The sequence below is a fragment of the Membranihabitans maritimus genome (assembly GCF_021729145.1).
GTDB lineage: Bacteria > Bacteroidota > Bacteroidia > Chitinophagales > Saprospiraceae > Membranihabitans > Membranihabitans maritimus.
Genome location: NZ_JAJSLW010000007.1, coordinates 90,931 through 103,918, shown reverse-complemented (window position 1 = coordinate 103,918; position 12,988 = coordinate 90,931). Strand labels below are relative to the sequence as shown.

At 37.8% G+C, this 12,988-nt stretch carries 9 protein-coding genes; 5 read left to right on the top strand and 4 right to left on the bottom strand.

What is annotated here, in order from left to right:
• Window positions 1-151 precede the first annotated feature (151 nt).
• The 5 genes from LVD47_RS09965 to LVD47_RS09945 all read left to right on the top strand — a co-directional run bounded on the left by LVD47_RS09965 (window position 152) and on the right by LVD47_RS09945 (window position 6,084).
• On the top strand, window positions 152-1,624 hold the full coding sequence (locus LVD47_RS09965) for a hypothetical protein (RefSeq protein ID WP_236975655.1): 1,473 nt from the start codon (window positions 152-154) through the stop codon (window positions 1,622-1,624).
• Between the two features lie 14 nt (window positions 1,625-1,638).
• Window positions 1,639-2,568 (top strand): transcription antitermination factor NusB, encoded by a 930-nt coding sequence (gene nusB / locus LVD47_RS09960; protein ID WP_236975654.1) that lies wholly within the window; start codon window positions 1,639-1,641, stop codon window positions 2,566-2,568.
• 17 nt (window positions 2,569-2,585) lie between these two features.
• Window positions 2,586-4,115, top strand: a complete 1,530-nt coding sequence (guaA, locus tag LVD47_RS09955) for a glutamine-hydrolyzing GMP synthase (protein ID WP_236975653.1) — start codon at window positions 2,586-2,588, stop codon at window positions 4,113-4,115.
• On the top strand, window positions 4,072-5,349 hold the full coding sequence (locus LVD47_RS09950; protein ID WP_236975652.1) for a type 1 periplasmic-binding domain-containing protein: 1,278 nt from the start codon (window positions 4,072-4,074) through the stop codon (window positions 5,347-5,349). Before guaA ends, LVD47_RS09950 begins: the two co-directional genes overlap by 44 nt.
• Before the next feature lie 90 nt (window positions 5,350-5,439).
• Window positions 5,440-6,084 carry a TrmH family RNA methyltransferase gene (locus LVD47_RS09945; RefSeq protein ID WP_236975651.1) on the top strand — a complete coding sequence of 215 codons (645 nt, stop codon included), beginning with the start codon at window positions 5,440-5,442 and terminating at the stop codon, window positions 6,082-6,084.
• A 46-nt stretch (window positions 6,085-6,130) separates the two neighbouring features.
• On the opposite strand, the gene LVD47_RS09940 is transcribed toward LVD47_RS09945, so the two are convergent.
• From LVD47_RS09940 to LVD47_RS09925, 4 genes are all read right to left on the bottom strand, one after another.
• Window positions 6,131-7,855, bottom strand: a complete 1,725-nt coding sequence (locus LVD47_RS09940) for a hypothetical protein (protein WP_236975650.1) — start codon at window positions 7,853-7,855, stop codon at window positions 6,131-6,133.
• Between the two features lie 30 nt (window positions 7,856-7,885).
• On the bottom strand, window positions 7,886-10,264 hold the full coding sequence (locus LVD47_RS09935) for a GH92 family glycosyl hydrolase (protein ID WP_236975649.1): 2,379 nt from the start codon (window positions 10,262-10,264) through the stop codon (window positions 7,886-7,888).
• Between the two features lie 61 nt (window positions 10,265-10,325).
• Window positions 10,326-12,002, bottom strand: coding sequence for a M23 family metallopeptidase (locus LVD47_RS09930; RefSeq protein ID WP_236975648.1), 1,677 nt, complete (start codon window positions 12,000-12,002; stop codon window positions 10,326-10,328).
• Window positions 11,996-12,955: an ArgK/MeaB family GTPase gene (locus LVD47_RS09925; RefSeq protein ID WP_236975647.1), complete on the bottom strand. Its 960-nt coding sequence runs from the start codon at window positions 12,953-12,955 to the stop codon at window positions 11,996-11,998. The genes LVD47_RS09930 and LVD47_RS09925 overlap by 7 nt, the downstream gene beginning before the upstream one ends.
• Window positions 12,956-12,988 lie beyond the last annotated feature (33 nt).

The following is a 12,988-nucleotide window of genomic DNA, read 5'->3' as shown; positions in this document are numbered from 1 at the left end:
CTATGATTTCAAAACATATCTTTGCAGGAACAACTGGAATATGGAATAGCATTAGATTGTCAAAATTATTTTTTTGAAGTCAGTAAAAATTTGCATTTTTCGGATGTTTTTGAATTATAGTTAACTTTAGTTATTACGAACGAGTAAGCATATGACCCTGACAGTATTATTAACCATTATCACCGCAGTAGCTTTGTTTATTACTTTGCTGAATGGTTTTGTGCTGAATAAAAATCGCAATTGGATACTATCTTTTCTGCAATCATTCTCTGGAGTTTTCTTTTTGATTTCCGGATTCGTAAAGGTTGTTGACCCTCTGGGTACAGCCTATAAAATGGAAGATTATTTTCATGCTTTTTCCAAGCACCTGGCAAATACTCCGTTTAGTTTTTTGGACGGTTTATGGCATTTACTTGCTGATAATGGGGTCTATGTGGCATTGGTAATGATTGTTTTAGAGTTGCTTATCGGTTTTATGCTTTTGATAGGATCCCGACGGAAAATAGTGGCATGGGTATTTCTGGCTATGGTTTTCTTTTTTGCCATTTTAACCGGATTTACGTATTTAACAGGGTATGTTCCTCCCGATGTGACTTTTTTTGAATTTAGTAAATGGGGTTTGTATTCAGCTGATCAGATGGAAGTTTCTGATTGTGGTTGTTTTGGTGATTTTCTCAAACTCGAACCTTATACATCATTTATTAAGGATATTTTTTTATTGATTCCCGCTATCGCATTTATTTTATTTTATAAATATGAATATCAGTGGTGGACAAAAAGCGTTCGATTCTTGGCTTCTATTGCTTTTGTAACCATTGTGACGGTCTTTGGAATGTATAATACCTGGTTTGATATTCCTGTTTTTGATTTCAGACCTTTTAAAGAGGGGACTGATATTAGAGGGATTAAGGCAATGGAAGAAGAGGCTATGAACAATGTAGAGGTTCTTGGATATAAGTTGTATAATTCCATAAGCGGTGAAGAAGTTGAATTGACGATGGATGAATATCTGGAGAATTTCAAGTCGTATCCAAAGTCAGAATGGGAGTTTACCCAAATTAAAACGGAGCCGGAAATTGAAGCTACTAAAATCTCAGATTTTATAATCTCTGGAATTAACAATGAGAATCTTTCTGAAGAAATGTTAAATAACGAAGATTTCAACTTGTGGGTTATTTCTCCTGTATTGCATCCCGTTGCCTCAAGGATCGAAGAGTATGAAGTAATGGATACAATAGCCGTTTATGATACGGCGCAGGTAAGAGGTGAAATGGTTGTAGATACTTCTATGGAAGTCGTTAAAAGGATGGCGGAAAGAGAGGTTTTTGAATGGCAGCAAAAATATATAAAGCGATATACAGATATCGTAGGTCCTGCAATTGATTATTTGAAATCAATTGGCAAAGAAACGTACGTAGTCGTTGGAGGAGCAGGTCAATTGGCGGTTGAAGATTTGACTAGCAGATTTGCCCCAGAAGCCCAGGCGGGGACAGCGGATGAAATTTTATTAAAAACTATGATTCGCTCAAATCCTGGATTTATTTTGGCAAAGGACGGAGTGGTAATAAGGAAGTGGCACTTCAATAAATTTAATTTAGAGGAGTTAAAGCAATTAATTCAATAAAAGGGAAATTATACATGCTCAGCAGAAGAAGTGTACGGGTAAAGGTAATGCAGACAATATACAATTGGTTTCAGGATAAAAACCTAAGCATCCACGATGTAAATGGAAGGTACCATGAAAATGTAAATATGGCGTATGAGCTTCTTATTTTTAACCTGAGGAATTTGGTATTAATATGCAGGATGTCTGTAGAAGATAAGGAAAAGCGGAATCAAAAATATCTCATTACAGAAGAGGACAGGAATTTTAAATCCCATATCTATCGAAATGATATAATTGCAAGAATTGAGGATAATCCTGAATTCAAAAAGCATAAAGGTAAGTTTAATGACTTTCTCGATGTTTCCCAGGCCCGCAAGATTTATCAAAAGTTTGCCAAGACTGATGAGTATAAAGCCTACATTAATAAGGGGGAACACGATAATAACGACCATGTTGATATTTTGATTTTCCTTTGGAAATTTCTGTGCCAGAATGAGTTGTATATTGAATTAGTGTACGATGCTTATCCGAACTGGATTGATGATGATTCTCTGGTAAAAGGGTTTTTGAAAAGAATTATCAGGGGCGTAGAGGATAATGAAAGAGTACTTCAGGAGTTTAAGCCCGATGCAGAGACGGTAAACGAATTTGGAGAGTCTCTTTTGGAGGATGTAATAGAGAATTTTGAAAGTTATAATAAGCGGTTAATTCCATTTCTCAAAAATTGGGAAATAGAAAGAGTAGCCATTATAGACCGAATATTGATTAAAATGGCGTTATCTGAATTTTTGTCATTTTCTTCAATCCCCACAAAGGTTACCCTCAATGAATACGTCGAAATAGCGAAAATGTACAGCACCGACAAAAGTAAAGAATTTCTCAATGGAATATTAGATGCCGTATTAAAGGATTTACAGGAAGCAGATGAAATTCAGAAAAGGGGTAGGGGCCTCATCCAATAATATAAAAAGTAAAGTAAGTGGTATTAATTTTAGACTTTGGTTCGCAGGTGACACAATTGATAGCCCGGAGAGTTCGGGAATTAAATATTTATTGTGAAATCAAGCCATATAATGACTTTGATTTATCTGGAAACATCGAAGCCATCATACTTTCGGGCAGTCCTTTTTCGGTTTTAGGAGAAAATGCATTAAAGCTTGATTTATCAGGCATTGTTGGGAAAGTCCCAGTATTGGGAATTTGTTACGGAGCACAATGGATTTCCCATTTTTACGGGGGAAAAGTAAATAATTCTAATTACCGGGAATACGGGAAAGCGAATTTATCGAAATTTTACGAACAAGACCCTTTGATGGAGGATTTGGAAATTGGTAGCCAGGTATGGATGTCCCACGGAGATACTATTAGGAAGTTACCCTCAGAATTTGAAGTTATAGCAGGGTCAGAAGATATTGACATTGCGGTTTTCAGATCAAAAAAAAGTGTTTTTGATCAACCCGTTTATGGCGTTCAATTCCATCCTGAAGTGACCCATACACTTGAAGGTAAACAATTGCTAAAAAACTTTCTGGTAGATATTAGTGGTGTTAAGCAAAATTGGACCCCTTCCAAATTTGTAGAAGATACCGTTAGAGAATTGAAACAAACCCTGGGGGATGAACAAGTTATTCTTGCTTTGAGTGGAGGTGTTGACTCTACTGTGGCTGCCTCCCTGTTACACCGTGCTATCGGTGAGAACCTTATTTGTATATTTGTGGATAATGGATTACTTCGGAAAAATGAATTTGAAGAGGTATTGGAGAGCTATCGTGAAATGGGTTTAAGAATTTTTGGTATTAAAGCTGTCAATGAATTTTACAGTGCATTAAAGGGATTATCTGATCCTGAATTGAAACGAAAGGCCATAGGGAAGACATTTATTGATATTTTCGAACGTGAGGCCGGAAATTTTCCCGGTACCAAATGGCTCGGACAGGGAACTATCTACCCGGATGTTATTGAATCTCTTTCTGTTCATGGTCCCTCTGCTACGATCAAGTCTCATCACAATGTAGGAGGCCTGCCGGAAAAATTGAACTTAAAGATAATAGAACCCCTGAGATCACTGTTTAAAGATGAGGTTCGTAAAGTGGGAAAAGAAGTTAATGTGCCGGGTAATATTTTGGGAAGGCATCCTTTCCCGGGTCCGGGGCTGGCAATACGTATCCTGGGAGAAATTACCGAAGAAAAGGTAAAAACCTTGCAGGAAGCAGATGCTATTTATATTGACCATCTTAGAAAATCTGGATGGTATGATAAGATATGGCAAGCCGGGACCATTTTATTACCCGTAGAATCTGTAGGGGTGATGGGGGATGAACGTACCTATGAAAAAGCAGTTGCATTGCGGGCCGTAAATAGCCTGGATGGAATGACTGCAGAATGGACCCCAATACCCTATGAGTTGCTCGGAAAGATATCGAGCGATATCATTAATAAAGTAAAAGGAATTAATAGAGTCGTTTATGATATTAGTACAAAGCCTCCTGCAACAATTGAATGGGAATAGATTTCGAATCATCCTATATATTGTAATTGTTGGAATTTCACTGCAAAGTTGCGTTTTTTTGGAGGATCTTTTTGCAGAAAAAAGCAAGAAGGAAAGAACAGGAGATAGGGAAGAAAAAGAAGATGTTACCGTCAAGGAAATGGATTGGGAAGATAAGACCGATGAAGACGAGGTCGTAACGGAATATCCGGATGAGAGCAGTTTTGAAGGCAGATCGGTGAATATTTTATTTGCATTGCCTTTCCAAGATAAAAGAGCAGATCGGACTACCTCTTTTTATGTTGGTTTTAAGATGGCGGCAGAGCAGTATTCAGGGTCTAGAGACTATAAAGTATCTTCTTTTGATATTGACGATTTATCTAAGAGTACAGGATCCATGGAGACTCTTATAAAACCTGAAAACGCTGACCTTATTGTAGGACCATATAGCAGCACGGATGTGAACCGTGTAATTGGGTATGCAAAAAACTTTCATATCCCTTTTGTGTCTCCCTGGAATACAAGTACTACTATAGATTTATATGAAGAATATATCCAGCTCAATACGGGATTGAATGCTCATCTTGAAGAAATGGCTGAATTTGCCAGAAATCAATTTGGTTCTGAAAGGTCATTAATTCTTGCAGAACGAAAAGATTCAAGATTAGTAGATATTATAAAAAAAGAAGAACCATTGATAGAATCCTATTTTACTTCTTCTAATCCACGAGATGAGATCGAGGATATTACCAATATCTTAGAATCTAAAGATATTCGTACGGTTATATTACCCAATTGGAGATCTGCGGACGAATCCTATCTGATCTCATTGCTATCTGCCTTAAATGCTGCTCGCGGGAATAGACTTCTTAGTGTTTTGGCACTCGGAACATGGATGAATAACGACAATGTTAGTTTTGACCAATTCGACGGCTTGAATTTTCACTTTACCAGTTCGCGATTTTTAGATGAAGTATCTCCAAAGGTTCAACGTCTCGACGAAAAGTATTTTCAAAAGTATAAATACTTTGCCAGTGAAGAAGTGTACTACGGATATGATATATTTTATCTCTTAACGGGCCTCATAGATCAATACGGAATTGATTGGATTCAAAATATTGAAAATTCAGATTGCCGTGATTGTTTTTTCAAATATGATATGATAAAAGGAGAATACGAGGGCCAACCTTATATTTTTAATGATCATGTTAATATCGTTTCTTTCCGGAACTTCCAGTATTCCAGAGCCAACTAAAAGGGTAGTTACTTTCTATTTATACGATAAGATATTAGGCCACCTGGAAATGCATTACTGCGGAAAATAGATTTTAATAAACTTAGCCGTATGAAGATATCTGATGAACGATTCCAAAAATATATGTCCCTGGCGAATAAAAGGCAAAGAGATATCACTATTATCCTGGAAAATGTTTATGATACCCACAATTTAGGAGCTGCGATGCGGTCTTGTGATGCAATAGGGATATCAGATGTATATGTGTTGTATACGGATCCAGAGTTGCAGAGAAAAGAATTCAAAATTGGTAAGAGGACAACAGCGGGAACTAAAAAATGGGTTCAAATCCATTATTTTCAAGATATCGATTACTGTTTTGAGGAAGTACGAAAAAAATATAAACGTATTTTTTCCACTCATTTATCAGATAAGTCCCAGGAATTGTATGATCTGGACCTGTCCAAGCCCTCCGCGCTTTTATTCGGAAATGAAAGTGATGGAGTCAGTCAGGAAGCTTTGCAAAAATCAGATGGGAATTTTATAATTCCTCAAATGGGGATGGTTGAAAGCCTGAATATTTCCGTAGCATGCGCCGTAAGCCTGTTTGAGGCAATGCGTCAGCGTATATCCAAAAATATGTATAGTGACCCGGAGGGGGTTAAAGAATCTGCACGACCATTATTGGATCAGTATATGGAGCTTCACAAGTCCAGAAAGAGTCAAATGCCTGTAATTCGGTATCGCAAAAAGTAATTTTATGGAGTAGATATTTCAGGGAGCATTTTTCTTATTGAGCACTTTATGAAAAATACAGTGTATGTTTAAAGGGAGTAACCCCAGTGATATAAACGCTTTCACCATTTTGTTTTGGTAGCATCCCTCTCATCTGCGCCCACTGGTGCTCCATTTTGCCGGGACCAAATTTCAATGTATCTCCGTTGTTCGTGATTTCGGCATAGCCTTCGTCGATGAAATAACTTTGCTCTTCGTGGAGATCATCTTTAATTCCAGATATTATATCCCCCGATCGGAAATTCATTTCACAAGAAACAGGTACATTATCAGTGCCCGAAACATCAATATCCAATTTTACTTTAGAGTCTTCTATGCTTATTACAACTGTATAATTCATAGTTTGTAATTCACTCATTCCCCTTTTATCCCTGGGATATTCAACCCATCCATTCTTACCGGATACCCGGTCTTCCGGGATGGGTTGGTAATAGCCGTGTGTTATTGATTTTTTGAGCGTGATTTTTTTATTTTCGACCATTAGTTCTTCGGGAATAAATTGCCCTTTGGAACCGAAGAAAGCTGCGGCCAAACGGACAGATTGTACTACGACATTTCCCTTCATCAATACCATAAATGTAGGGTTATTTTCAATTATTGAAAGGTCCCAGTGGTCTTCTTTTATCCTAATTACTCCGGAATGGCTGAAGTTTTTAAAATAACGGGTAGGCAGCGGTTTTGAGGGGGGCAGAGGATGCTGATATTCAGAAAATTCATACATGTACGGAATAGTGCCAACGACACTGTTGATCATTTTGTCTTCGATTAACTTACACACTGATGAGAATTGACCGTTTTTATCCGAAATGGCAAAATATCGATACGAAAGATAATATCTATTTACATACGCTATTGTAGCTTTGTCTTGTCTATCGGATGCTTCTGTAAGAACCTCTCCACCCGGTTGGATATAAAAAAGAGTCATTTCGAGGTTCTTTCTGACAATATCAAAAAATTCCTTTCGATTAAGTAATTTGCCGATAGTGAGGAACATGTTGTTACAAATCGGGGAATAGATACTTACACTCCTTTCGTGGTATTGACCGTCACTATCCTGGTCAATACCTTCTGCCAGCCATTCGTCAATTCTTTTAATATATTTTTTTTGGGGATCGATTGAGTAAACCCGGGCTAAAGCCGCTGAAACTACCCAACGATGGTTTGCAGTGTGAATGCCTCCTGTAATGAAACATTGACCTGCACGGAGAATAAATGTTTTCATTTTTTCCAGGAGAGTATTGCTTTCCTCATAGCCCATACTTTTCATCATTTTGAATGTCGGTATTAGGTCATTGACGATGAAAGCCGTATCGGGTGTCGAGTGGAAATTGGTGGAATACAAATCGATGGTGCCATCTTCGTATTGAACGTTTAGCAAGCAATCCATCGCGGATTCAAGGTCGGCTTTCAATGACTTGGATTTATAGTATTGTGAAAATTCGGAAAGATAGGATATGCAACCTCTTACTACGAACGAATTCGTACTGTGTGCGTTTGGAATTTGGTACTGATTAAAGTATCCTCCATGCCAGGGTGAAGAGGGATTGTTTATTTTTCTTTTCAGTATTTGTCGGACCGTTTGATCGTTAATAGGAATTAGTGTTGATATAAATTGTGAAAAATTTTGAGGAGGAGATGACCTTGTCCAGTCAAAATTGGACATTGGCATTATGGAAAGTCCTGTCATGGATATAACGCCTGATTTTACAAATGATCTTCTTTTAATGGACATTGATTAACATTTTTATTGTGGAAAATAAAGTTATTTTAATTGTAATCCTGGGTTGTTATCATTCGAACTCCCCCAATTTTTGTTAGGAGTATTTCCCATTTTCAATGATAGATGACCTCCTTTTACCAGCTCTGAATGAAAGATAAAAGCTGACTGTAGTTTGGAGCCGTTGTGAATTGCTTGCTGAATATAGGGCGAATTGTAGGAATTATTTTCTACGGAAATTTTTAAGTTTTTTCCCGGGTAATAATCCTGATCAAGGTGTATTATTATCTCATCAAAAATAGGGCTTCCGATATCATAATACGGATTTTGGGCGCAACCAGCATGCATTTCAAATAATCCAATTTTCATAAGAACAGCCAAAGATCCCATTAAGCCCTGATCTTCATCACCATTGTATCCACTTTCCGGTGATAATCCGCTAAAAGCTTTCTGAAGTACCTGCCTGGACCAATATTGGGTTAACCAGGGTTTTTGAAAGTAATTAAAGACAAAAGCGGATTGAATACTGGGCTGGTTCCCATAGTTAATTGGGATTCGGCGATTTTTGCGTTCGGTTTCAGCTGAGTGCGATTTTCCGGAAGTGAAATCAAGTTTAAGGGCTTCCTCAAAACTGGAATTGAGTTGTGCGGAAGCCTTTTCATTTCCTCCCATCAATTGCGAGAGGCCCATAAGGTCGTGGGGAACATACCAGGTAGCCTGTGCACCATTAGATTCAACAAATCCGTTCCTGTATTCATAAGGATCATATGGGGTTTTCCAGTTACCATCATGGTCTTTGGGACGAATCCAGTTTATTTCCTGGTCAAAAATATTTTTCCAGTGATGGGAGCGTTTTATAAATTCGTTGTATATTTTTTTATTACCCTGCTTTTTAGCCATTTGCGCTACGCACCAGTCCTGAAAAGAATATTCCAGTGTTTGGCCTGCACCGTCCTGGTGACCACCCCAACGTTTATTGCTTAAGGGATATGGTACGTAGCCGTTTTCAACATATTCTTCCAACCCACCTCCATTTTTCGTATCATGTTCATAACCAGCATGGGCCATTATACCTCCGGAACGACCATTTTTTACGATTCCTTCAAAAGCTGCTTTGATATCGTATCCTCTAATCCCCTTCATGTAAGCACCGACTATAAAGGGGGTGGAGGAAGCACCAGTCATTACATATGTATAATTTCCACCGGATGGACCTCTGGGAATAAGACCACCGTCTTGATACATGAGTAACATTGAATTGATAAATTCTTCGGCAATCCCAGGATAGACCAGTTGCCAAAGAGTAGTAATAGTCCATTGTGCACCCCAAAAGGAGTCTGAATTATAGTGGTTAAAGGCCGGTTTCCCTTTGTCATCCAATGGTATTTGTTTTATGGCTGGTGTATCCCCTGTCATGTCGCAATATTTTCCATTGGCATCGCTAATAATTCGCCTTCCTTGGAGTGATTTCCATAAGTCCGTATAGAACCTACGTATTTGATTTTTTGAATTACCTTTTACCTCAATGCGACCCAACAATTTATTCCATTCACTCCTTGATTCATTGACTACTTTTTCAAAATTCCAATGGGTAAGTTCAGCTTCAATATTCTTTCGTGCCTGGTCCGCACTGACGTAGGATATTCCTACTTTCATTTTGACTTCCTCTCCCTGATATGTTTTGAAATGAAAGTAAACGCCTCCACCTGCCCCTTCAAAGCGGTTTAATTCACCGCCAATAGTATTATGCTGCCAGGTATTTATTTTTGTAGGCTTTTTGTCCAAAACAATTGAATAATATACATATGTGGCTTTGGGTCGGCGCGAAGTAGCACCCATCAGGGCATATCCTTGTATCTCTTGGTCGGAAACTCTTTTGGCCATTCCTTTATCTGTCCCGGACGGGCCCAAAACGGTTCCAAGATCAAGGAAAATAAAGCTACTATCTGAGGCGGGGAAAGTATATTTATGAAAGCCAACCCGGGTAGTGGAAGTTAATTCTGCTGTTATGTTATAATCTTCCAGGTGGATTTTATGGTAGCCAGGATAAGTGTTTTCAGTATCATGATGATAGGAAGATCGATATTCCTCTGATCCAAGATGTCCTTTGAATTTCCCTGTTGTAGCCATTACGGGAATACCTGAAATTTGCCAGGCGTGGATATGGCTGAAGAAGTGGATACTGTCTCTATGGTATCGGTACCCTGAATTCCAGGCACCGTCTTTTACCATGTCCGGACTTAAATTCACCATGCCAAATGGTCTGCAAGCAGAAGAAAAATAAAACCATCTGGAATTAGCTGCATCCAGATAGGGGTACACCTTGCTTACGAAATCATTCTGACTTAGTAGGGTAAACGGGCAGAAGAATATAAAAATTAAAAATATTGTTATTTGGTAAGTAAGGAATTTAAATTTAATCATTGTAGTATATTTCTTCTAACATTTGGAATTTTATAGAAGAAACATAATTAAAAAAAATATTTTACAATTCTGATTCAAATACGGACTTATTTCCGCACCCATCCGTAACGGAAAGTATAAAATTGTGTTTTTGTCCATTCTTGAACCGGTCAAAATCTGAAAAGGTAATGGTGTTCTTTTTAAATTCTTCTTTAACCAATGCCCATTTTCCGTCAATGGTAGCTTCTATATCCAATTGGGAAAAGGGAAATAGGTTATCTGATATTTTAAATATCCAACCGTTTCCTCTCTGTGAACGAAGCTGAATAGTTGGAGGGATGGTATCCTGGATAAGGCAATAATTTCCAAGGCGACCTACTTTGGCTATAAAGGCATTTTCACTTTTATAAGTGATTTGAGGATAAATACTATTGTCTGTGCAGGAAGCCATGACCCATTTTTCTTTTTCGTTGATGGGCCGATGGTCTCTTAACTGGATGGTGAGATCTTCAAATATGGGAATTCGATCTTTGTCCAGGTGGAGAATCCATTGAGATTGATTGTCTATTACTTCCTGCTCTTCAAAAACATACAGTCTTTTTTCCTTCCCCAGACTGTTTTTTGGAAATAATACAGTGTAATGGTCCAGCTCAATTTTTTGAGACTCCGAATTCCCAACTACAAAATTGTAAATGTGGTTATAATTCATTTGGACTTGATCGACCTGGCTCAGAGTGAGATGAAGAGTCGATTTATTCCCTTGAAAATCACTAGCAACGATTTGAATTTCCTTTGATTTGAATGGAGTGAGTTTTAAAAGTCCTGAAGTAGAGGTATTTACGATTGGTAAGTAATATATAGATTGATGTTGGAGATTGTGAAAAATAGCTTTTTGATGGTCTGAATGCGTATAATCTATTTTGTTATTATAATAATGCCGGTCATGGGAAGTAAGTGAATCCACATTTATCCTATAATACAAACTGTCATTTACATACATATCAAGTTGATAGATTCCATTTTGATTATACGTTTCTTCATGGAGGTCGACTACATCTACAGCTATTGAGAAATAAAATCCATTAAGTTTTATATTGCCAGCTGAAAATTTATTGGCCCCCAGATTTTTTACCGAGAGCAATTCATCCCTGTATTCCCGGCCATTAGCATCCAGGTAATTAAGGCGCAATTTTCTAAAACGCGGACTAGTTTTATCCTCTATTTGCGGAATTATTTTTAATGGATTGTAATGGGTACCAGAAATATGTCTGACTTCAAAATGCAAATGTTGCCCAAATGAATATCCAGTATTTCCCATGTATCCAATTACATCACCTTGTTTGACAGGTAATTTTGTAGTATCAAGAACCTCATTAATTTGAAATGAAGAATCCCTGTATTGAATACTATAGGCAATTGAATCAATTTTCCGTTCAAATCCATTAAGGTGACCATACAAACTTTGAAAACCATCTTTATGTTGCAGCAGTAATGCATTCCCGTATGATCCTCCATGTATTTTTATCGTTTTTACATAACCGTCTGCTACTGCTAATACAGGTTGGTGGCCACCCTCAGATGGCTTGATATCGATTCCTCCATGGTAGTGGTTACCCCGTAATTCTCCAAATGTTCCTGAAAGGAGAACTTTACCATTGATTGGATTTCTCCAACCAATGGGCTGAGATAGTAGAGTGAATTGAATACTTAAGATGAGTGAAATGGTGCTGATTATTTTGCAGGTTTGGATCTTCAACATAATTTATTCAGGGTGTTTTGAAGTAACTCGATTGCTCTAAAATGTGATGTGTCCCCATTTGCTATTTGCCTTTCCATGCGTCCTAGTTCCGTTTTAAATTTTGGATGATTGGTCAAAAAGTCTATACAAAGTTGATTGATATGTTTCTGAAACCAAAATTCCCAGAACCTGTTTAATTTTCCTGGCTTTATTTTAGTCAGGTCTTCTATTAAAGTATTGATGGATGCTGAATCTTTTGTCGATATTTGATAATAAGACAAACCATTGCCCTTAGCCTGGATATCGGAAAGATGGAGTGCGGTTTTGAGTTGGTGAACGGTAGTTTGGGCCAGTTTAGGGTCAAGATCTGTTTTTGTAACGACTATTTTATTCGCTATTTCCAGGATCCCTTTTTTGATGCCCTGTAATTCATCTCCACTTCCCGGTTGAACAAGAAAAACAATTTCATCCGCCAGGTATTTTATTTCTATTTCGGATTGTCCGATTCCCACCGTCTCAATAAGTATTTGGTCAAATCCTGCAGCTTCACAAATCTGTACGGTCTCCCACGAATGTATTGAAATACCTCCTAACTTACCCTTTGAAGGACTCGGGCGGATAAATACATTGTCATAGTCAACTATATCAGACATTCTCGTCTTGTCACCAAGTAAACTACCACCTGTGAAGGAACTCGAAGGATCAATTGTCAGTATAGCAATTTTGGTATTACGCCCAATCCCTTTTACGTAGTCATTTATAAAGGTGCTTTTGCCTACTCCGGGACTACCGGTTATCCCGATTTTTGGGATGGGGTATCTGTATGGTTGAATCAATTGCATAAATGAGCTTGCCATGGAGCGGTCATAAGAAAGAGAGCTTTCAATAAGTGTAATGGCTTTTGAAAGAGCTATTCGATCCTTATGGATGACTTTTTCAACTAATTCATCGATATGTATTGATTTATCCACCATGCAAATATTATAAAAAAATATTATATGAAAATA

Coding starts and splice junctions, on each gene's coding strand:
- LVD47_RS09965 (WP_236975655.1), top strand. CDS start 152: ATGACCCTGACAGTATTATTAACCATTATCACCGCAGTAGCTTTGTTT.
- nusB (WP_236975654.1), top strand. CDS start 1,639: ATGCTCAGCAGAAGAAGTGTACGGGTAAAGGTAATGCAGACAATATAC.
- LVD47_RS09950 (WP_236975652.1), top strand. CDS start 4,072: ATGATATTAGTACAAAGCCTCCTGCAACAATTGAATGGGAATAGATTT.
- LVD47_RS09945 (WP_236975651.1), top strand. CDS start 5,440: ATGAAGATATCTGATGAACGATTCCAAAAATATATGTCCCTGGCGAAT.
- LVD47_RS09940 (WP_236975650.1), bottom strand. CDS start 7,855: ATGTCCATTAAAAGAAGATCATTTGTAAAATCAGGCGTTATATCCATG.
- LVD47_RS09935 (WP_236975649.1), bottom strand. CDS start 10,264: ATGATTAAATTTAAATTCCTTACTTACCAAATAACAATATTTTTAATT.
- LVD47_RS09930 (WP_236975648.1), bottom strand. CDS start 12,002: ATGTTGAAGATCCAAACCTGCAAAATAATCAGCACCATTTCACTCATC.
- LVD47_RS09925 (WP_236975647.1), bottom strand. CDS start 12,955: ATGGTGGATAAATCAATACATATCGATGAATTAGTTGAAAAAGTCATC.